Origin of the sequence: Streptomyces sp. NPDC006458, assembly GCF_040612135.1 — a bacterium.
Lineage (GTDB): Bacteria > Actinomycetota > Actinomycetes > Streptomycetales > Streptomycetaceae > Streptomyces.
The window spans coordinates 1-18,040 of sequence record NZ_JBEXPR010000005.1; the positions used below are offsets into that span (position 1 = coordinate 1).

Annotated in this window: 24 protein-coding genes; 3 read left to right on the top strand and 21 right to left on the bottom strand. The window is 69.0% G+C overall.

Features of this window, described 5'->3' with window-relative positions; all coding sequences use genetic code 11:
- From ABZZ79_RS08150 to ABZZ79_RS08235, 18 genes are all read right to left on the bottom strand, one after another.
- On the bottom strand, window positions 1-317 hold a 317-nt coding region (locus ABZZ79_RS08150), incomplete at its 3' end, for an IS3 family transposase (protein WP_356687723.1).
- Window positions 314-619 (bottom strand): transposase, encoded by a 306-nt coding sequence (locus ABZZ79_RS08155; RefSeq protein WP_356687725.1) that lies wholly within the window; start codon window positions 617-619, stop codon window positions 314-316. The genes ABZZ79_RS08155 and ABZZ79_RS08150, both read right to left, overlap by 4 nt.
- 78 nt (window positions 620-697) lie before the next feature.
- Window positions 698-991, bottom strand: coding sequence for a hypothetical protein (locus tag ABZZ79_RS08160; RefSeq protein ID WP_356687727.1), 294 nt, complete (start codon window positions 989-991; stop codon window positions 698-700).
- Complete coding sequence (locus tag ABZZ79_RS08165) at window positions 988-1,134, bottom strand: hypothetical protein (RefSeq protein WP_356687729.1); 147 nt, start codon at window positions 1,132-1,134, stop codon at window positions 988-990. The genes ABZZ79_RS08160 and ABZZ79_RS08165 overlap by 4 nt, the downstream gene beginning before the upstream one ends.
- 174 nt (window positions 1,135-1,308) lie before the next feature.
- The gene (locus ABZZ79_RS08170) at window positions 1,309-2,157 is read right to left on the bottom strand and encodes a helix-turn-helix transcriptional regulator (RefSeq protein ID WP_356687731.1); all 849 of its coding nucleotides are present in this window, start codon (window positions 2,155-2,157) and stop codon (window positions 1,309-1,311) included.
- 24 nt (window positions 2,158-2,181) lie between these two features.
- A complete protein-coding gene (locus tag ABZZ79_RS08175; RefSeq protein ID WP_356687733.1) occupies window positions 2,182-2,709 on the bottom strand; it encodes a DUF6879 family protein in 528 nt (175 codons plus the stop codon).
- Window positions 2,681-2,944 carry a hypothetical protein gene (locus ABZZ79_RS08180; RefSeq protein WP_356688262.1) on the bottom strand — a complete coding sequence of 88 codons (264 nt, stop codon included), beginning with the start codon at window positions 2,942-2,944 and terminating at the stop codon, window positions 2,681-2,683. Before ABZZ79_RS08180 ends, ABZZ79_RS08175 begins: the two co-directional genes overlap by 29 nt.
- Before the next feature lie 171 nt (window positions 2,945-3,115).
- On the bottom strand, window positions 3,116-4,120 hold the full coding sequence (locus ABZZ79_RS08185) for a GIY-YIG nuclease family protein (RefSeq protein ID WP_356687735.1): 1,005 nt from the start codon (window positions 4,118-4,120) through the stop codon (window positions 3,116-3,118).
- A gap of 63 nt (window positions 4,121-4,183) precedes the next feature.
- Window positions 4,184-4,381, bottom strand: a complete 198-nt coding sequence (locus ABZZ79_RS08190) for a hypothetical protein (protein WP_356687737.1) — start codon at window positions 4,379-4,381, stop codon at window positions 4,184-4,186.
- Complete coding sequence (locus tag ABZZ79_RS08195) at window positions 4,378-4,743, bottom strand: hypothetical protein (RefSeq protein ID WP_356687739.1); 366 nt, start codon at window positions 4,741-4,743, stop codon at window positions 4,378-4,380. The genes ABZZ79_RS08190 and ABZZ79_RS08195 overlap by 4 nt, the downstream gene beginning before the upstream one ends.
- A 30-nt stretch (window positions 4,744-4,773) precedes the next feature.
- Window positions 4,774-5,013 (bottom strand): hypothetical protein, encoded by a 240-nt coding sequence (locus ABZZ79_RS08200; RefSeq protein WP_356687741.1) that lies wholly within the window; start codon window positions 5,011-5,013, stop codon window positions 4,774-4,776.
- A gap of 185 nt (window positions 5,014-5,198) precedes the next feature.
- Window positions 5,199-6,149: a hypothetical protein gene (locus tag ABZZ79_RS08205; protein ID WP_356687743.1), complete on the bottom strand. Its 951-nt coding sequence runs from the start codon at window positions 6,147-6,149 to the stop codon at window positions 5,199-5,201.
- On the bottom strand, window positions 6,146-6,670 hold the full coding sequence (locus ABZZ79_RS08210; RefSeq protein WP_356687745.1) for a hypothetical protein: 525 nt from the start codon (window positions 6,668-6,670) through the stop codon (window positions 6,146-6,148). The genes ABZZ79_RS08205 and ABZZ79_RS08210 overlap by 4 nt, the downstream gene beginning before the upstream one ends.
- Window positions 6,671-6,672: 2 nt before the next feature.
- Entirely contained in the window at window positions 6,673-7,053 is a 381-nt protein-coding gene (locus ABZZ79_RS08215; protein WP_356687747.1) for a hypothetical protein, read from the bottom strand.
- A 91-nt stretch (window positions 7,054-7,144) separates the two neighbouring features.
- A complete protein-coding gene (locus tag ABZZ79_RS08220) occupies window positions 7,145-8,473 on the bottom strand; it encodes a hypothetical protein (RefSeq protein ID WP_356687749.1) in 1,329 nt (442 codons plus the stop codon).
- Window positions 8,470-8,646 carry a hypothetical protein gene (locus tag ABZZ79_RS08225; RefSeq protein WP_356687750.1) on the bottom strand — a complete coding sequence of 59 codons (177 nt, stop codon included), beginning with the start codon at window positions 8,644-8,646 and terminating at the stop codon, window positions 8,470-8,472. Before ABZZ79_RS08225 ends, ABZZ79_RS08220 begins: the two co-directional genes overlap by 4 nt.
- A 91-nt stretch (window positions 8,647-8,737) precedes the next feature.
- On the bottom strand, window positions 8,738-8,893 hold the full coding sequence (locus ABZZ79_RS08230) for a hypothetical protein (protein ID WP_356687752.1): 156 nt from the start codon (window positions 8,891-8,893) through the stop codon (window positions 8,738-8,740).
- Complete coding sequence (locus tag ABZZ79_RS08235; RefSeq protein WP_356687754.1) at window positions 8,890-9,153, bottom strand: hypothetical protein; 264 nt, start codon at window positions 9,151-9,153, stop codon at window positions 8,890-8,892. The genes ABZZ79_RS08230 and ABZZ79_RS08235 overlap by 4 nt, the downstream gene beginning before the upstream one ends.
- 437 nt (window positions 9,154-9,590) lie before the next feature.
- Here ABZZ79_RS08235 and ABZZ79_RS08240 point away from each other — a divergent pair, with 437 nt between their 5' ends.
- Entirely contained in the window at window positions 9,591-9,815 is a 225-nt protein-coding gene (locus tag ABZZ79_RS08240) for a hypothetical protein (protein WP_356687756.1), read from the top strand.
- A gap of 50 nt (window positions 9,816-9,865) precedes the next feature.
- Here ABZZ79_RS08240 and ABZZ79_RS08245 read toward each other — a convergent pair whose 3' ends face one another.
- The 3 genes from ABZZ79_RS08245 to ABZZ79_RS08255 all read right to left on the bottom strand — a co-directional run bounded on the left by ABZZ79_RS08245 (window position 9,866) and on the right by ABZZ79_RS08255 (window position 13,822).
- Window positions 9,866-10,162, bottom strand: a complete 297-nt coding sequence (locus tag ABZZ79_RS08245) for a WhiB family transcriptional regulator (RefSeq protein ID WP_356687758.1) — start codon at window positions 10,160-10,162, stop codon at window positions 9,866-9,868.
- Window positions 10,159-11,616 carry a hypothetical protein gene (locus ABZZ79_RS08250; RefSeq protein WP_356687760.1) on the bottom strand — a complete coding sequence of 486 codons (1,458 nt, stop codon included), beginning with the start codon at window positions 11,614-11,616 and terminating at the stop codon, window positions 10,159-10,161. The genes ABZZ79_RS08245 and ABZZ79_RS08250 overlap by 4 nt, the downstream gene beginning before the upstream one ends.
- 676 nt (window positions 11,617-12,292) lie before the next feature.
- Window positions 12,293-13,822, bottom strand: a complete 1,530-nt coding sequence (locus ABZZ79_RS08255) for a UDP-N-acetylglucosamine 1-carboxyvinyltransferase (protein WP_356687762.1) — start codon at window positions 13,820-13,822, stop codon at window positions 12,293-12,295.
- A 561-nt stretch (window positions 13,823-14,383) separates the two neighbouring features.
- On the opposite strand from ABZZ79_RS08255, the gene ABZZ79_RS08260 reads away from it, so the two are divergent.
- The gene (locus ABZZ79_RS08260) at window positions 14,384-14,695 is read left to right on the top strand and encodes a hypothetical protein (RefSeq protein WP_356687764.1); all 312 of its coding nucleotides are present in this window, start codon (window positions 14,384-14,386) and stop codon (window positions 14,693-14,695) included.
- 481 nt (window positions 14,696-15,176) lie between these two features.
- Window positions 15,177-17,894, top strand: coding sequence for an aconitate hydratase AcnA (gene acnA, locus ABZZ79_RS08265; RefSeq protein WP_356687766.1), 2,718 nt, complete (start codon window positions 15,177-15,179; stop codon window positions 17,892-17,894).
- The last annotated feature ends 146 nt before the right edge of the window (window positions 17,895-18,040 follow it).

An 18,040-nucleotide genomic window follows, 5' to 3' on the forward strand; every position in this document is an offset into this window, starting at 1 on the left:
GACCGGCGCTTGCGCCGGGTGACCCCGGCGATGTCGCGCTCACGCATGATCCGCTCCACGCGCTTGCGGTTGACCCGCCGGTCCAGCCTGCGCAGTTCGGCATGGATGCGCGGCACTCCGTAGGTGCACCGGGAGGCGATGTGCAAGACGGTGATCTCGTGGGCCAGGGCGTCGTCGGCGGCCCGGCGGGCGGCGCGGGCCTGCTCGCCGGCCATCCAGGCGTAGAAGGAGGATCGGGCCACGTTCAGCAGCCGGCACAGCAGAGCGACTGGGTGGGTGGTCTTCTCCGCCTCGATGAACGCGTAGACGTCGTTCATCGATCGCTCTCCTTCGCGAAGAAGACCGCCGCTTTTCGCAGCACCTCGATCGTCTCGGCCTGCTCACGGTTCTGCCGTCGCAGCCGCCGCAGTTCCTCCCGCTCCGCGCTCGTGAGCTCGCCCGGCGTCCCCCGCCCGCGGTCGATCGTGTCCTGCTTGACCCAGTTCCGCAGCCCCTCGGCGCTGACCCCGATCTCCCGGGCCACCTCGGTGACGGTCCTGCCGGAGGAGCGGACCAGCGCGACCGCGTCGCGCTTGAACTCCTCCGAGTACCGCCTGCTGCGGTTGCTCTTACTTCCCACCTGGCCACTACTTCCTCTGGAACCTCATGTCCCAGTCTCCAGGTGTCCAGCATCACGGGGAAGCTTCAACCAGCGCGATCACGAAGGTCGTGACGACGGTGACGTACGCGAGCACGGCGAGATGCTGGCGCCATCCCCAGCGGCGTAAGCGAGTCCCGTCACGAGCTGGACGTTGTCGATCGACGTGGAGAATTCCACGCCCGACGCGAGCCGGATGTGGGCCACGCGGACGGTCCGGCTCCCGGTCTTCTCGTGCACGATCGCGGTGAGTTCGCCCTCGCTGCGGCTCGCGATGTCGCGCACCGTCCTGTGCAGCCACGGGTGCTTGTCCTCGTGGAAGAACGAGTCGACGCCGACGCCGACGCCGCTCACCGCTCGGTCTCCTCGTCGGCCTGGTCGTCCTCGGCGCGCGCGAGGAACCTCTCGAAGCCGGAGGCGGCGCGGGCCGTGAGCTCCGGGCTCGGGGCGCCGTACTCCGGCGCCTCTGCGGGGTCCTGGGGGAGGGGCGTGGTCATCGCGCACTCCTGCGGGTGAGGTTGGCGCAGCGGGCCGCGGTGCGACGGGCGGGACGCGGTGTGGCCCGCTGCCTAGGGGGAGCCGCCCGAGGGTCCTTCGGCCCCGAGCGACACCCAACACGCTAGGGAAAGCAGCGATTTACGCTCAACGAGATTGCATCGTCTTGCACGAACTCACCCGAGGGAGTCAATCGCCTCGGTGATCCGTGCCTTCGCCTCGTCGCCGTAGACGGCTATCTTCGCCAGCTCGGCAAAAGCCCTCGCGTAGTCGGCAAGTTCGCGTGGCTGGGTGATGTTGATCTCAGCGGTCAGCGTCTCGACGACAGCGTGGTGGTCGTCGTACAGGTAGAACGCCTCCAGGGGCCATACGGTGCGCTCGGCTCCGAAGGGGATGATGCCGAGGGAGACGGAGGCCAGGGGCATAACGGCGAGGAGGTGCCGAAGCTGGCCGGCCATCTCCTCCGGGCTGCCGAATCGGTGGCGCAGTACCGCTTCCTCCATAACCACGGCAAAGCGGTGACCGCCTTCGTAGAGGAACCGGCTGCGAGCAATACGGGCGGTAACCGCCTCGGTCACGTCGTCGGGGGTGCCCTGGAAGCGTGTGATGGACCGCAGGAGCGCGGTGATGTACGGGGCGGTCTGGAGGAAGCCCGGGACCACGTTGGAGACGTAGGTCCGGCACAGGCGCGCCTGCTCGTGCAGGGCGTAGAAGTCCTCCTGTACCTTGCGCATTCCGTTGCGCTGGAGACGCCGCCACTCCAGGTACATCGACTCGACGGCGCGACTGGTGGCGATCAGGTCGGCGGCTTGGTCCTCCGCGCCACAGGCTGCGCACCAAAGACGAATGTCAGAGTCCGACGGTGGGGTCTTGGCGTTGATGATCCGGGACGTCTTGGCGGCATTCCACCCGCACCGGACAGCCAGCTCGTTGCCCTTGAGACCCGCGTCCTGCATCAGCTCACGCAGACGGGCGGCGACCGCCTCCCGGGCGGCCTGGGCGGTGGAGGAAGGAGACTTGGGCATGTGCGGGCTGTCCGGTGCGGCGGGTCAGACGGTGTACTGCTCGTGCGGGACGCCGCGCTCCCACACCGCCTCGAACGCGGCCGAGACCAGCTTGACGACGTCGGGGTCCTCGTTGAACTCGTGCCCGGCCCAGTCGCCATCACCGGTGAACCAGTGGAACAGAACGCGGCGGTCGTCGATCAGCCACAGATCGTTCCCCGGGAGCATGAGGTCCGAGGCCCGGCTTCGCGGAAGCCAGCGCACCAGCTCGCCGGCGGCCAGGTTCACGGGGGTGCTGGCGTGCTCGAACCGGATGTAGTCAGTGACCGGCTCGGAGACGATCCGGGCCCGGCGCATCACGACACCGCGACCGACGGTCTCCCGGACCAGCGACACCCAGCCACCCCAGTCAGCCGTCGCGGGGTCCGCGTCGGGGTGAACGCCCGTCCTCTTGAACTGCTCAAAGTCCGCAGTCTCGTCGCCGACGGAATAGACGTCGCGCATCTCCAGGTGTATGGCCGTCCGCTCGGCCCCGCGCAGCAGCTCAGAGAAGTCCGGCACGTTCTGCGTCATCGCACGCCTTCCTCAAGATCGGCACCATGCGTGCCGGGATGCGGATCAAGGTCTCGTGGTCCGGGATGCCGGTGTCGTGTCCCTCCACCCAGGTCGTATCGCTGACCTCGGTGGTGAGGGTGTCGTCCGCCTTCCACCCCTGGAGCACGAGCTCCTGCTTCTCGTCGTCCACCCACACGGTCGGCGAACCGCCGCCCTGGGTGTTGGGGTCTATCCCGACGAACCGTAGCGCCATGACGATCTCCCATGTCCAGCCGGTTGCGCGCTTTTGCATGACCATTTCGCTCAGGCCCGGACCCGTCAAGGGTGTGACGAGCCAAGGAAGTTCGGTCCGGCCTGAAACGACGAAGGCCCTCGCTGGTCCGGATCGCTCCGGGTCGGGGGCTTCGTTGCCAACGTTCGAAGTTCAGTCAAGGCCCTCGGCCGGTGGGAGGGGCTCGCCTCGCATCTCGTAGTAGCGGCGCAGGCTGCGGGCGTGCCGGATGTTCTTGATCTTGCGTTCTTCGAGCTGCGCAGCTTGCCTTCTGTCAGCCCTGATGCGCTCTTTCACCCTGTCGTCCAGCGTGGGGTAGAAGCTTTCGAGGCCCATGTGTACGACAACAGGGCCCAAGGCAAACACGAAGGCCACGTAGGAGCACGTCAGGATGCGGCCAGGGTGGCCCTCGGTGGCTTCCAACGCGTAGGCGACGGCGGGGGCGGACGTGACGATGGCGGCCAGGCCGTACATCACCGCCAGCACCGGGCCCTGATCCAGCACCTGGGTCCGGTTACTGATGTCGGCGGCGACAGCGCAGATGAGGAAGCACGGGATGGCCGCAGAGAAGATGATCTGGGGGAGGAGTGCCATGTTCGAGACCCAGCCCAACAGCACGGCGTAGGCCGTAATGAAGATGCCGAGACCCACGGCAAAGCGGCCGAAGCGGCGGAACCCCTTCGGGGTGCTGGTGTCGTGGGCGGCTTCGACGTTCCGCACAAAGTGCTTGTTGTACGCCTCGGGGTCTTCTGCCTCCCACAGGGGATAAGCGCTGTCCAGGGTGAGTCCCGCCGCAGTCACTGCCTGGACGGGGTCTATGTCGCTGAAGTCGAACCACTCGCCGGATAGGCGGCGGGTGGCGAATCGCTTGTGGAGGGCACGTTCAGTGCGGGCATCGCCGTGGAACACAGCGAAGATCACCAGTCTGGCAGGGTTGCCTGTCTGGATCTCCGACAGACGGCGCTTGGGGTCCGAGGCTATGCCGATCTTGACCTTCATGGTCTTCGCGTCACCGATTAGGTAGACCCGGTCGGGGTCGCGGCGCGTGGCCTTACGAGTCACAACTCTCCTACCGGGCAGGGCTAATGGCTCACAGAAGGACGTCGATGGCGGGCAGGTGCACAACCACGAAACAAAGCTACCGGGCGGCACTGACACCTAGCGTGGGTATGCGAAAGCCCCCGCGGACCGGCGACATGCCGGGGCGGGGGGCTTTGTCGTTCAGTCCTGCTGCGGCACCAGCCAGGTGGGGACGCGGCCGGCGTACAGCTCCTCGCGCTCCTCGGGCGTGATGTGCTCGCACGCGTTGCGGTCGACGGAGTCCTTGATGAACTCGGGTCGGCTGGAGTCGATGCCGTAGGCGGGTGCGCTCAGGCCGTCGTGCGGTTCGGGGCACTGGAAGCGGATGGGGTTCGTCATGCCGCGGTTCCCTTCGTTTCGGTGTGCCCCATGGAGAAGAGCGGGGAGGCGGCGTTGTGCAGGGAGACGGACAGGGCTTCCAGGTCGCCTCTGGCGTCGTCCAGGTAGGCCACCACTGCGCGGACGGCTTCGCCGGGCTGTGAGCCGTCGTCCATCCGGACCTGGCCCCGGTCCTGGAGGTGGCGGAGCTGGGCGGCGAGCTGTTCGAGAGCTTGCGGCAGGCGGTCCACCAGGGCCACGAGGCCCTGGACCGTGCTGGAGACCTGCGGGGCGGTAAGCGTGCCGTCGAGGCTCGCGTGGTTGATCTTGCGTACGGCCTCGGCCGCGGCGATGGCGGCCTTGGTGGGGTCGGGGTTGGGCATGGCGGCCTTTCTTGTCGGGTGTGCTTCCGGTTAGTGGCTGATTCCGGCGTAGGCGAGGAGCGCGAAGAAGATCAGCGCGGAGAGGACGAGCGAGACGGGGACACCGCAGCCGGCCCCTTTCAGCTGCTCGATCTCGGCGGCCATCGCAGCGGCCTCGGCCTCGTACAGAACGCGGGCCGGGTGACCTTCGGGGTAGTCCTTGATCACTCCGCGCCGGTCGTCGAGCTGGGCGCGGAGGCGGGCTATCTCGGCGTCGTGATTGCCGAACACGTCTCGGTTTCTCCTTCGGCCGTGGTGGGTGCCGGGCGGCCTCCGCGACCCCTCAGCAGGAGCTGAGGGGCACGGTCAGGGGACCGGTCGGACGGATGTGCAGCCCCTCCCCCTGGCGGGGCGCCGGAGAGCGGTACTGCGGTACCTGGTCCCCTCTGAGCTGCGGGAACCGCTGGAACCGGGAGTCAGGGGCTCTCGTGGGGGAGGGGCTCGGTGCGCGTCAGGTCGGGGACCAGGCGGGCGGGCAGGCGGGGCAGGCGTCCCAGTGCTGCGGTCAGCTCCGTGTGGTGGACGCCGAGGGCCTTGTCACCGTTGACGCTGATCTTCTTGACGGGGATGTCCACGGACCGCAGGACGGCGGGGAACGCGTCCGGTGTCTTGTCCAGGAACAGGCCGGACGCCTGGAGTCGCTGGAGGAGGTCCACCACCAGGACGCCGCCCTTGCGCTCCAGGTGCGCGGCGGCCACCGCGTGCTCCACGAACAGCCGGAGCGTCTGCCTCCAAACGCCGAGATCCTCGGTCTCGATCTCCGGCTTCTCTTCCACTTCTTCTTCCACTTTGCTTTCCAGTGCCAGGCGGGCGGTCGCGGCGAGGAGCTCAGCGGGCACCGGGCGCACCGTGAGCTCGAAAGGTCGGTTGCCCCGTGCCCAGCACGCGGTCACGGCGCCGAGAGCGGAGACGAGAAGCACCACGCCGTCGATGAGCCACGACCCGGCGGCCACTCCCGCGACGGGGAGCGCCAGCACGGTGCAGCGCACGGCGGCGATTCGCTTACGCAGGTGTGTGACCTGGCCCGGGTCGACGGCGGACACCTCGAAGTCCCCCAGGGCCTCCAGCGCGGCCTCGTGGCGCCGGGCTTCGTGCTCGGCCTGTTCGAGGTCGCTCTGGGCGGCGGGCACCAGGCCGCCGTCCTCGGCCGCGATCCTCCGCAGTTTTGTGATCTTCTTGTGTGCCCGCCGGGCTTCCCGCTGGTGCTCGTCCACGGCCTCGGCGTGGGCGTCGGCGCGGGCCTTGATGATCCGGCGGAGGAGCTCCTCCTCCGAGATCGTGTGGCCGCCGGCCCAGTGCGCGATGGCGACGCCGAAATGCCCGAAGCCTGCTGTCGTACGCGTGATGAGCGGTCCGGGCCTGCTCATCCGATCATCCCCTCCCCGATCCAGGTCATGAGCGGGACGCCGATCATGGACGCGATGCCGCCGAGGGAGGAGGCGATGCCCCACGTGCTGCCGGTCAGGGCGCCGGAGATGGCCAGCGCCCGCTCCTGCCAGCCCTTGGCGAACCAGACGTACAGGACGAGAAGGACCATCAGCGTGAGGGCGATCCAGGAGCCGGAGTAGCCGAGCACCTCGCCGGTGGACAGTTTTACGGCCCCCTCGCCGGACTGGCCGACGGCCGCGTTGCCGATCTCCCGCCCGAGCTTGTTGCCGGTGCCGGTGAAGGCGCCGGAGATGTTGCCGATGATGCCGCCGACGACGGCGGAGGACAGCACCATCACGAGGAACGACGCGGCCCACGGCATCCAGAACTTGCGCTTTTTGAGCGCCTTGAAGGTGCGTCCGTTGCTGTAGAAGATCACGGCGCCGGTGACCACCATCAAGCAGAAGCCGAACGCAGCGCCGGCGCGAGTAACGACGGGAGTGGTCTCGATCAGATCCATGGTCAGGCCCCCACGATCCAGGCCGAGATCAGGTGCCGGGTGGGGGCGGCGAGCAGCGTCCCGCCGACGGCGGCCACGAGCAGCGCAGAAAGGGCCCAGCGGCGGATACGCCCGCCGGTCGCGATGCCCACGGCGCAGATGCCGGAGGTGAGGAACGCGGCGGCGAACGCGGTGTCGACGGACGTCTCCGCGATCGGCGTCGCCACCTGCTCGGCCCACAGCAGCGCCGGAACGACGCCGAGCGCGAGGAGCGAAAGGGAGCGGATGGGCCGGAGGGTGCGGGCGGCGGCGCGGGTGCGGTCCCAGTCGACGGTGTGATGTGCGGTCGACGCGAGGGTGGGAATCGGCTCGGAATGGTCCGCGCCGTGCTCTATGTAGGTCATGCTGGTACTGCCTCTCTGAGGTAGAGGGCCCACCGAGCGATTGCTGTCCAGGCGTGTCTCGGTGGGCCCGTTTTCGTTTCGGAGGTGCCGGTCAGGAGTTGCCGTACTCGGCGATCACGGCGTCCCGGAGCTCGGCGGCGGTCGTCCGGCGTATGCCGAGCGCCTTGCGGATCGCGGCTGCCGTCAGCGTCCTGGGGTTCACCGGCTGCCCGCTGCTGACGATGTCCCGGGCCATCTCCCGGACGCGCTCGATGCGGTCTTCGGCAACCTTGTCGGGGGCGTCCCGGTTGGCGTCCCGCTCAGCACCCGAATGGGCGTCCTTCCCAAGCGGGGAGCGGGTTGTAGACGTGTCGACAGCCCCACTCTTCCGGGTGACGGGGACGGGGCCGGGCCTGTCCGGGGACGGTGTCCGGGACGGGCTGGCGCTCCCGTCGCCGCCGCCCTGCAACCACCGCTCGACCTCGTCGGCGAGGGGATGACCCGGCTCCGGGACGGGAGCAGTAACAGGGGCGTGGACGGGGACCTCGGCGGGCTGGCGGCGCCGGGGGAAGGGCCTGCGCGGGGCGCCGTCCCAGGCGTCGGCCTGTTCGAGGCGGTAGGCCATCCGGCGCATCCGGCGGCGCTCGTGTGCGGTGGGCTCGCCGAGCGGGACGCCCTTGCGCCGCTTCCAGGTCTCGGCGAACGAGTCGTTCTCGGTGTAGGCCGGAACCATCGCACGGAGATTCGCGGCCCTCCAGGAGATCACCGGGTTGCGCAGCAGCCGCTTCCGGTTGATCTTCCGCTGGGCGGCCGAGGTGCCCTTGCGCCGGTGGGCGCGGGCGATGAGCGTCGCCTCCCACACCACCACGCCGACGAGCGAGGCCACCGCGAAGAGCCACGCCTTGCTCTCCGCGTCGGAGGCGAGGGCGGCGATCTCGGCCTTGCTCCTGCCCGCGATCTGAGCGGCGGTCAGGTACGTGTGGCCGTAGAAGTTGATCGCGGCTGCCGTGACGGCGGAGACCAGGGTCGAGATCCGGAACTTCGCCGACGGCTGGCCGGCCGCCTCGGCTTCGGCCGCGAGCTTGGCGAAGTGGAGCGTGGCACCCTCGGTCATCAGCGGGACCAGGACGGCGAGCGCCCCGAACCCCTTGGAGGCCGCGGCGTCGTATTGGCCGCTCCAGGCGAACGCCATCGACGCGCTGATCACCACCAGGAGTATGAAGCCCATGCGCTCATTCAGGGCCCGCAGGGAGCCCGTGAAGCGGGCCCACTGCTCCCTGCGGCGCTTCGAGCTCTCGCGGCGGCTTCTCTCCTTCACGGTGGCCTTGCGGTCCGTCTTCTCGTCGAGCCGGTCGTTCTTCTGCTTCCGGTCCAGCCGCCTCTGCTTCTTCCACTCGCGGTAGAAATCCAGGACGGGGGCCCGGCGGTGGGTGGTGGTCATGTGGCGTTCCTTCGTGCAGTGCGGGCCCCGGCGAAGAAGGGGCCGACGTTCTTGATGCGCTGGTGCAGCGGCGCGGCGAGGCCCGGCAGGAAGCGGGCGTCCTGTTCGCGCTGGCGGCGGAGGTGCGCGGAGACGGCGTCCGCGTACGGATTGCGGGCGGGGTCGTAGGTCATCGGACGCCCGCCTGCAACGCGAGGACGGCGAGGGCCAGGACGGCGGCGAGGTTGAAGAGCAACGTTCCGCAGCCCGCGGATTTCTGGGGCTTCACTGGACACTGCCGAAGAAGTCGGCGGCGATCTGGTGCCACTGCCTCGCCGCGGCCCGACGCTTGCGGTCGGCGCGGATCTTGGCGGCGCGGAGGCGACGCTGGTCGAGGGAGATCGCGTAGCCGGTGGGGAGCCGGAGCTGGATCGCGGTCATCGGACCTCCGCCGTGACGGTGACCGTGCTCGTTCCGGAGTAGCCGACGGCCTCGACGAGCGGACCCTCGAAGCGGAAGCCGGGGGCCTCGATCGCCTCGCGGACACACTGCATGAGGTCCGGCGAGACGGGGGCGTGGAGCTTGATGTGGACGTCGGCGCCGAGCTCGCCGGCGGCGGCGAGGAAGTCGAGCAGCCGGGCCAGGGCGTCCTCCTGGACCTCGGCGAGGCGTTCGGGGGTGTAGGCGGTCACTTCGACCACCGCCACGCGATCCTGGCGGCGGCCTTCTTCGCGGACGCGGTGTCCACAAGCGGAACCTGGGGCGGTACCTTCTTGGTCATCTCGTCTCTCCTGTTCAGGCAGGGGATTCGGGCCAGGCCCCGGAGCCGGTGTTCGCTGCACCGACCGGGGCCGTTTTGCGTGGGCGGGGCCGGTGTCGCACCGGTACCGAGGCCCCACTGGGGCCCGCCCTCTGCGCGGGGATTTGGGAGGCAGCCGCGCGCTGCCGTCCGGATGCCAAGGCTCCGGCGGGCCTCCCCCGGTCCATTGCCGGGCTCCTGGTCGTGCTCTCAACTCCAGTCGAGTTCTCCGGGGTTGAGGTCTTGCTGTCTTGCGGGGTAGAGCCTGCACTCAAAAAGTAGGTTGAGTCAACCCACTCAACCATTTTCATCCAGTCAACCGCCCCGTACGATGCGGGCATGTGGCGACTGACTTCGAACGACGTACGGGTGCACTGGGCGAAGGTGACGCGGTACGTCCGCGAGCGGGGCGGCGTCGTGATCGCGCGGCAGTACAAGACCGACGTCGCGGCCGTCGTCCCGATCGAGTGGTACCGGCGGGCCGTGGATGCGATCGGCGAGCCGCAGGTGCCTGACGACCCGGAGCCCCCGGTCACGTACGACCAGCCGGCCGCCGAGTCCTGAATCCGCGATCCCGGCCCCCGTCCATGTGGCGGGGGCTTTCTGCTGCCCGCTCACGCCGCGGCCTCCGGCCGTCCCAGGAGTTCCTGACGCTCGTACTGGTCGAGGCCGCCGAAGACGCCGAACTCTGTGTCGGTGGCGAGCGCCCATTCCAGGCACTGCTGCCGGACCGGGCAGCCAGCGCACACGCCCTTGGCGAGCCGGGTGTCCTTCCGGGCCGCACCGCCGGGGCGGGAGCTGAAAAACAGCTCTAGTTCCAGCCCCCGGCAGGCCGCAGCGAAGCGCCAGGCGAGCGGGGAGGGGTCTGTCTGGGCGTCGTACGACAACGCGTTCTCCTTCGTGATGTTCATGCCGGCCGCCGGATTTCGGCACGGGCCTCAGCCGCTCGGCGGGCGTTCCACTCCTCGTGCGCCTCGTCGTGAATCTCGCTGGAATGGGCGAAGAGGGAGGCGAAGGCGATACCGGCCTCGGCGTGGCAGCGGGAGCAAACGTCGTCAGCGGGGCGCTCTCCGCGACCGGGCCGCTCGCAGTCCACGCAGATCCACGTCACCTCGAACACCGGCTTCGAGTTCCGGAAGATCACAGGGGCACTGCGACGGTCTGCCCACCGCTCGATGCAGATGCGGCAGTTTTCGCCGGTCGGCCAGAGTTGGCCCTCCTCGCACGCGGGCTCCGGGCACGGGTCGTTGCGCAGACCCCGGGTGATCAGCCAGCCGTAGGGCTCACGCACGGCCTGGCCCTCGTTGGCGAGATGCCGGTGGACCCGGTTCAAGATCCGTTCGACGTCCCCGACCTCGGATACGGACCGCTCGATCGCCTTCGCGGCGAGGGCGCGCTGGCCGGGGGTGAACTCCAGTGGGAGCAGCCGCAGCACCCGGTGTGCCGTCGCTGAAATCGCGGCGGGGGAGTCGCCTCGTGGTTCCGGCGAAGCCGCTCCTGGCGAAGCCACTGCCTGGTCGAACGTTCCAGCAGCCGGGTTTTCCACAGGGCCTCGCGCTACTACGGAGGACGCCCTGCGGGCGGAACCACCAACTAGGTCCCGCGCAATCTCCTGTACGTCAGCTTCCGGCTGTAGTTCCTCATTCGCGAGGGAGGTCCGTGCAGGTTCCGGACCCGAGGTCTCTTCAAGTTCCGCACCGGAGGTCCGCCCATTTTCTGGACACGTGACCGGACCCAGTGGGGACCGCCGAGGCGTGATCAGGTTCCGCCCCTGGCGGCCGGCCCGGCGGTCCACGTCCAGCCAGCCCCAGCGCTCCAGGTCGTCCACGATCATCCGTGCGGTCCGCTCGCTGATCGACTCGCCCGCGTTCTTGCCGGAGTGGTGGCGCAAGTGCCCGGACAGCTCTTCGGCCGTCATCGGCGTACGCGTCGCGTAGGCGTACGCGCACACCAGATAGGCCCGGACGTGGCGGGGGCTGACTGCGCCGAGCAGTGCGACGGGGGCGAAGGCGAATGCCTCGTCACGTCCGAGTCCGGAGACTCGGCGCACTGCTGAGGTGCCGGTGCCCCCGGGGAGCGTGCGGCGCTCGACCGTCATCTCCTTGGCTGAGGTGAGCTCCTTCTGGGCCGCGTACAGGGCACTGGGGGCCTTGAGCAGTTCGTTGCCAGTGCGCGGGTCGACGGCGCGGCGGTTCGTCAGGCCGAGGTAGACGGCGATCGTCGTGAGGTCGGCGACGCTGCCGCGCTGCTCGTTGCGGGAGAGGTGGGCCGTCTTGGCGTGTAGGACGACGGCGAGATCCGAGTAGGGCCCGGCGATGATGCGCATGGGGACCTTCACGAGCGTCGTGCGGACGCTGTCCGGCATCGCGGGGTCGATTCCGCGTGCGGTGCGGGCGGCCGGCGAGCGTGATTCCGGGCCCAGGGGTGGGCTGTCTGCTCGCGGCGCCGGGCATGGGTATGCCAAAATAGGCGCGTTCACGGGTGTACTCCGTGGAAAGCGTCCCGAGCCCTGCCAGGGGCGAAAGACGCAAGGTGGAGGTCGCTCCACTGCTCAGAGGTCCGAGCTTCTTGGAACGGGACGGGTGCAACCGTCCCTGGATGCTCGGGCCTCTTTGCGTTGTCGCGGCCTTGGGCGTGGTGCTGGTGTCGACTCCCGGCCGCCGAAACGGTCGAAGACGCCGCGAAGTTGCACGAGATCCCCGTACGGGGGAACCCGTCGCAGCTATGGACGTGAAGCTAACCGCCCACGCTCGGTAGCGTCAAACACTCCGTCAGTTCATCAGCGACAGCCGTAGCCTGGGCTTTTTGGGACAAACACCCATAAAACGCGAGAGGCCCCCTCACGCTCCGTAAAGAGTGAGGGGGCCTCAGATTCTTCTGACTTATCGTCAGGGAATCGGTCGCCCATTGCACACCTGTTGCACAAGGTGCTGGAAACCGCTGGAAGACGTCGGAAGGTTCCGAGAAGTGTTTCCGCAGGTCAGGGGCCGGTTTCGCGAGGCATTGCCGCAGGTGGCCTTTGTCCAGCTATGTCCAATCCCTCAGATGTCCCGGAAGATCTCGATCTGCGCCCCGACCGAGTTCAACCGCTCCGCGAGTTCCTCATAACCCCGGTTGATGACATACACGTTGCGCAGCACGGACGTCCCCTCCGCCGCCATCATCGCCAGCAGGACGACCACGGCGGGCCGCAGCGCGGGCGGGCACATCATCTCGGCGGCGCGCCAGCGGGTGGGGCCCTCGACCAGGACCCGGTGCGGGTCGAGGAGCTGGAGGCGGCCGCCGAGGCGGTTGAGGTCGGTCAGGTAGATCGCGCGGTTGTCGTAGACCCAGTCGTGGATCAGGGTCTTGCCCGAGGCGACGGCCGCGATGGCGGCGAAGAACGGGACGTTGTCGATGTTCAGGCCCGGGAAGGGCATGGGGTGGATCTTGTCGATCGGCGCCTCCAGCTTGGAGGGCCGGACGGTGAGGTCCACCAGGCGGGTACGGCCGTTGTCCGCGAAGTACTCGGGCGTGCGGTCGTGGTCGAGGCCCATCTCCTCCAGGACGGCCAGTTCGATCTCCAGGAACTCGATCGGCACGCGGCGCACCGTCAGCTGCGACTCGGTGACCACGGCGGCGGCCAGCAGGCTCATCGCCTCGACCGGGTCCTCGGAGGGGGAGTAGTCGACGTCGACGTCGATGGTGGGCACCCCGTGCACGGTCAGCGTGGTGGTGCCGATGCCCTCGACCTTGACGCCCAGCGCCTCCAGGAAGAAGCACAGGTCCTGGACCATGTAGTTGGAGGAGGCGTTGCGGATGACCGTGACGCCGTCGTGCCGGGCGGCGGCCAGCAGCGCGTTCTCGGTCACGGTGTCGCCGCGCTCGGTCAGCACGATCGGGCGGCCGGGCTGCACGGACCGGTCCACCATCGCGTGGTACTGGCCCTCGGTCGCGGCGATGTCCAGACCGAACCGGCGCAGCGCGATCATGTGCGGCTCGACGGTGCGGGTGCCGAGGTCGCAGCCGCCGGCGTAGGGCAGCTTGAACTGGTCCATGCGGTGCAGCAGCGGGCCGAGGAACATGATGATGGAGCGCGTGCGGCGGGCCGCGTCCGCGTCGATCGCGGCCATGTTCAGGTCGGCCGGCGGCACGATCTCCAGGTCCACGCCGTCGTTGATCCAGCGGGTGCGCACGCCGATGGAGTTGAGCACCTCCAGCAGGCGGTAGACCTCCTCGATGCGCGCGACACGGCGCAGCACGGTGCGACCCTTGTTGAGCAGCGTGGCGCACAGCAGGGCCACGCACGCGTTCTTGCTCGTCTTGACATCGATGGCACCGGACAGCCGGCGTCCGCCGACCACCCGCAGATGCATCGGGCCCGCGTAGCCCAGAGAGACGATTTCACTGTCGAGAGCTTCACCGATGCGAGCGATCATCTCAAGGCTGATGTTCTGATTGCCGCGCTCGATGCGGTTCACGGCGCTCTGGCTGGTTCCGAGCGCCTCGGCCAGCTGCGCCTGCGTCCAGCCCCGGTGCTGCCGGGCGTCGCGGATGAGCCTGCCGATGCGTACGAGGTAGTCGTCTGCCATGAGGTTGAGGCTATCTCAGATATGAGATGCCGCTCGCTGAGGGGGCCATTCGAGTGATGTTTCGTTGAATGCGGTACAAATATACGGATATCAGATCGGGCACCTCGACCTCACGCACGCCGCTCGGCGCCTCAACTCCCTTTAGCATCAAGGTGGTTGATGTGCCCCAGGAGTGGCTCTACGGCGCGGCCCGCGTGCGGTACGGCATGAACCCCAACGCCACCGCCGGGAGCCGGACAGAGGCCCGGGTGCTCCGGACCCGGCACCCGTGCCCGCGAGGGGCGTCCGGGTCGACGCGCACTTGAAAGACTCGTGAGGAATGCTCCCCGGCGCCTCGGGCGACCCGGTCGTCGACGGCCCGGCCGCCCGGCGCCCGCCCGGCCGCAGACTGCCAGGTCCGCGCGGTGCGGCCACGGCCTCTGCCCGGATCGCGCGAGTTGTTCACCTCGAATCCGGCCGTTGCTCGACATGTGTTCGAGCCACCTGCGACCAGGCAAGAGGACACTGACACCCGCCCACCGCGACACAGGAGACAGCCCGAACCGACGGAAGAAGACGCTCATGACTGCTGCAACGCCCCCCTCCGAGCGGCACACGCGCAGTGCCGAGCTGGCCTCCCGGGCCTACGCCGAGGCGCTCTCCATGACCAGCGCCGACCCCGGGCCCGGCCGGACCCACCGGTCGGGGGGCGAACTGGCGGCCGGCGCCCTGCGGGCGTACAGCGCGCTGTCGACGGCGGGCCTCGGCCGGTCCATCCCGGTCACCGGGCTGGGGCCGGGCGGCGCCGGAGTGCGCGGACTCGCCACCTTCCTCGCGGTCTACGCCGGCCAGTGCGAGCGGCAGGACACCAGCGACCTCGGCACGGCGGCCTGACCCGGCCGCCGACGGCGTACCGCCGAACGGCCCCGGACACCGCACCCGTGCACGACTGCGTACCGCCCAACGGCCCCGGACACCGCACCCGTGCACGACTGCGTACCGCCCAACGGCCCCGGACACCGCACCCGTGCCCCCGGGGCCGCACCGCGTTCCGGGCCGGGTCACTCCCCGCCCGTACGGTCTTCCGAGCCGTGCCGCGCCTCGCCCGTACGACGGTGCAGTACCCCCCGGCCGCATGCCACGGCGTGTCCGACAGCACGCAAGCGCCCGCCGCGAGACATCGGACACTGAGGGCAGGGCATGACCATCCTCCGCCCATGTACTAGAGTTATCTCGACATCGAGATATCTACCGAGGTGCACCGCAGCCGCCACCTGAGTAAGGGCTACCTAACTTAGCCTTACCTTAGCGGATCGGCCAAGCCAGCGTGGCGGCAGGATGCGGTGGTACGCGCACATCAATGAAGGAGACTGTCGTGTCGGCGAACAGCTTCGACGCCCGCAGCACGCTGCAGGTGGGCGACAAGTCGTACGAGATCTTCCGGCTGGACAAGGTCGAGGGCTCCGCGCGCCTTCCCTACAGCCTGAAGGTGCTGCTGGAGAACCTCCTCCGCACCGAGGACGGCGCGAACATCACCGCCGACCACATCCGTGCCCTCGGCGGCTGGGACTCCCAGGCCCAGCCGTCGCAGGAGATCCAGTTCACGCCGGCCCGCGTGATCATGCAGGACTTCACCGGCGTTCCCTGTGTCGTGGACCTCGCGACCATGCGTGAGGCCGTGAAGGAGCTCGGCGGCGACCCCGCCAAGATCAACCCGCTGGCCCCGGCCGAGCTGGTCATCGACCACTCCGTCATCGCCGACAAGTTCGGCACCAACGAAGCCTTCGCCCAGAACGTCGAGCTGGAGTACGGCCGCAACAAGGAGCGCTACCAGTTCCTGCGCTGGGGCCAGACCGCCTTCGACGAGTTCAAGGTCGTCCCCCCGGGCACCGGCATCGTCCACCAGGTGAACATCGAGCACCTGGCCCGTACGGTCATGGTCCGTAACGGCCAGGCGTACCCCGACACCCTCGTCGGCACCGACTCGCACACCACCATGGTCAACGGCCTCGGCGTCCTCGGCTGGGGCGTCGGCGGCATCGAGGCCGAGGCCGCCATGCTCGGCCAGCCGGTCTCCATGCTGATCCCGCGCGTCGTCGGCTTCAAGCTGACCGGCGAGCTGCCCACCGGCACCACCGCCACCGACCTGGTCCTCACGATCACCGAGATGCTGCGCAAGCACGGCGTCGTCGGCAAGTTCGTCGAGTTCTACGGCGAGGGCGTCGCCGCCACCTCGCTCGCCAACCGCGCCACCATCGGCAACATGTCGCCGGAGTTCGGCTCCACCGCCGCGACCTTCCCGATCGACGACGAGACCCTGAACTACCTGCGTCTGACCGGCCGCTCCGCGCAGCAGGTCGCGCTCGTCGAGGCGTACGCCAAGGAGCAGGGCCTCTGGCTGGACCCGAAGGCCGAGCCGGACTTCTCCGAGAAGCTGGAGCTGGACCTCTCCACGGTCGTCCCCTCCATCGCCGGCCCCAAGCGCCCGCAGGACCGCATCGTCCTCGCGAACGCCGCCGAGCAGTTCAAGCACGACGTCCTCAACTACGTCTCCACCGCCGACGAGGCGGGCGAGGAGTCCTTCCCGGCCTCCGACGCCCCGGCCGTCCACCCGAACGGCGCCCCGACCAACCCGGTCACCGTCACCGCCCCCGACGGCTCGACGTACCAGATCGACCACGGCGCGGTCACCGTCGCGGCCATCACCTCCTGCACCAACACCTCCAACCCGTACGTCATGGTCGCCGCCGCCCTGGTGGCCAAGAAGGCGGTCGAGAAGGGCCTGACCCGCAAGCCCTGGGTCAAGACCACCCTCGCCCCGGGTTCGAAGGTCGTCACGGACTACTTCGACAAGGCGGGCCTGACCCCGTACCTCGACAAGGTCGGCTTCAACCTCGTCGGCTACGGCTGCACCACCTGCATCGGCAACTCCGGCCCGCTGCCGGAGGAGGTCTCCAAGGCCGTCAACGACCACGACCTCGCCGTCACCTCGGTCCTCTCCGGCAACCGGAACTTCGAGGGTCGAATCAACCCCGACGTCAAGATGAACTACCTGGCCTCCCCGCCGCTGGTCGTCGCCTACGCCCTCGCGGGCTCCATGAAGGTGGACATCACCAAGGACGCCCTGGGCATCGACCAGGACGGCAACCCGGTCTACCTCAAGGACATCTGGCCCTCCGAGGCCGAGGTCAACGACGTCGTGGCGAACGCCATCGGCGAGGACATGTTCAACAAGTCCTACCAGGACGTCTTCGCGGGCGACGCCCAGTGGCAGGCGCTGCCGATCCCGACCGGCAACACCTTCGAGTGGGACCCGCAGTCCACCTACGTGCGCAAGCCCCCGTACTTCGAGGGCATGACGATGGAGACCACCCCGGTCTCCGACATCACCGGCGCCCGCGTGCTGGCCAAGCTGGGCGACTCGGTCACCACCGACCACATCTCCCCGGCCGGCGCCATCAAGGCCGACACCCCGGCCGGCAAGTACCTCACCGAGCACGGTGTGGAGCGTCGTGACTTCAACTCCTACGGCTCCCGCCGAGGCAACCACGAGGTCATGATCCGCGGCACGTTCGCCAACATCCGCCTGCGCAACCAGATCGCGCCGGGCACCGAGGGCGGCTACACCCGCGACTTCACCGTCGAGGGCGCGCCGGTGTCGTTCATCTACGACGCCTCGCGCAACTACATCGACCAGGGCATCCCGCTGGTCGTCCTGGCCGGCAAGGAGTACGGCTCCGGCTCGTCCCGCGACTGGGCGGCCAAGGGCACCGCGCTCCTCGGCGTCAAGGCCGTCATCGCCGAGTCCTACGAGCGCATCCACCGCTCGAACCTCATCGGCATGGGCGTCCTGCCGCTCCAGTTCCCGGAGGGCGGCTCGGCGGAGTCCCTCGGCCTGACCGGCGAGGAGACCTTCTCCTTCGCGGGCGTCGAGGAGCTCAACAACGGCACCACCCCCCGCACGGTGAAGGTCACCACCGACACGGGCGTCGAGTTCGACGCGGTCGTCCGCATCGACACCCCCGGTGAGGCCGACTACTACCGCAACGGCGGCATCATGCAGTACGTGCTGCGCTCGCTGATCCGCAAGTAAGCGGAACGGCCGGCCGGTCCAGGGCCGCATCCCCGGTGACGGGGGTGCGGCCCTTCGCGCACCCGCCGGCGCGCGTGCGGGTGCGTCCGTGTCGCGCCGCCGCCGGGACACGGCCGCCGGTTAAGGTCGGGCGTCCCGTCGGGTTC

Bases quoted from the DNA above. Each gene is read 5' to 3' on its own strand.
- ABZZ79_RS08170 (WP_356687731.1), bottom strand. From the start codon at position 2,157: ATGCCCAAGTCTCCTTCCTCCACCGCCCAGGCCGCCCGGGAGGCGGTC.
- ABZZ79_RS08180 (WP_356688262.1), bottom strand. From the start codon at position 2,944: ATGGCGCTACGGTTCGTCGGGATAGACCCCAACACCCAGGGCGGCGGT.
- ABZZ79_RS08205 (WP_356687743.1), bottom strand. From the start codon at position 6,149: ATGAGCAGGCCCGGACCGCTCATCACGCGTACGACAGCAGGCTTCGGG.
- ABZZ79_RS08255 (WP_356687762.1), bottom strand. From the start codon at position 13,822: ATGGCAGACGACTACCTCGTACGCATCGGCAGGCTCATCCGCGACGCC.
- ABZZ79_RS08165 (WP_356687729.1), bottom strand. From the start codon at position 1,134: ATGACCACGCCCCTCCCCCAGGACCCCGCAGAGGCGCCGGAGTACGGC.
- ABZZ79_RS08215 (WP_356687747.1), bottom strand. From the start codon at position 7,053: ATGACCTACATAGAGCACGGCGCGGACCATTCCGAGCCGATTCCCACC.
- ABZZ79_RS08260 (WP_356687764.1), top strand. From the start codon at position 14,384: ATGACTGCTGCAACGCCCCCCTCCGAGCGGCACACGCGCAGTGCCGAG.
- ABZZ79_RS08190 (WP_356687737.1), bottom strand. From the start codon at position 4,381: ATGACGAACCCCATCCGCTTCCAGTGCCCCGAACCGCACGACGGCCTG.
- ABZZ79_RS08230 (WP_356687752.1), bottom strand. From the start codon at position 8,893: ATGACCGCGATCCAGCTCCGGCTCCCCACCGGCTACGCGATCTCCCTC.
- ABZZ79_RS08245 (WP_356687758.1), bottom strand. From the start codon at position 10,162: ATGAACATCACGAAGGAGAACGCGTTGTCGTACGACGCCCAGACAGAC.
- ABZZ79_RS08240 (WP_356687756.1), top strand. From the start codon at position 9,591: ATGTGGCGACTGACTTCGAACGACGTACGGGTGCACTGGGCGAAGGTG.
- ABZZ79_RS08175 (WP_356687733.1), bottom strand. From the start codon at position 2,709: ATGACGCAGAACGTGCCGGACTTCTCTGAGCTGCTGCGCGGGGCCGAG.
- ABZZ79_RS08250 (WP_356687760.1), bottom strand. From the start codon at position 11,616: ATGCCGGACAGCGTCCGCACGACGCTCGTGAAGGTCCCCATGCGCATC.
- ABZZ79_RS08220 (WP_356687749.1), bottom strand. From the start codon at position 8,473: ATGACCACCACCCACCGCCGGGCCCCCGTCCTGGATTTCTACCGCGAG.
- ABZZ79_RS08210 (WP_356687745.1), bottom strand. From the start codon at position 6,670: ATGGATCTGATCGAGACCACTCCCGTCGTTACTCGCGCCGGCGCTGCG.
- ABZZ79_RS08225 (WP_356687750.1), bottom strand. From the start codon at position 8,646: ATGACCTACGACCCCGCCCGCAATCCGTACGCGGACGCCGTCTCCGCG.
- ABZZ79_RS08195 (WP_356687739.1), bottom strand. From the start codon at position 4,743: ATGCCCAACCCCGACCCCACCAAGGCCGCCATCGCCGCGGCCGAGGCC.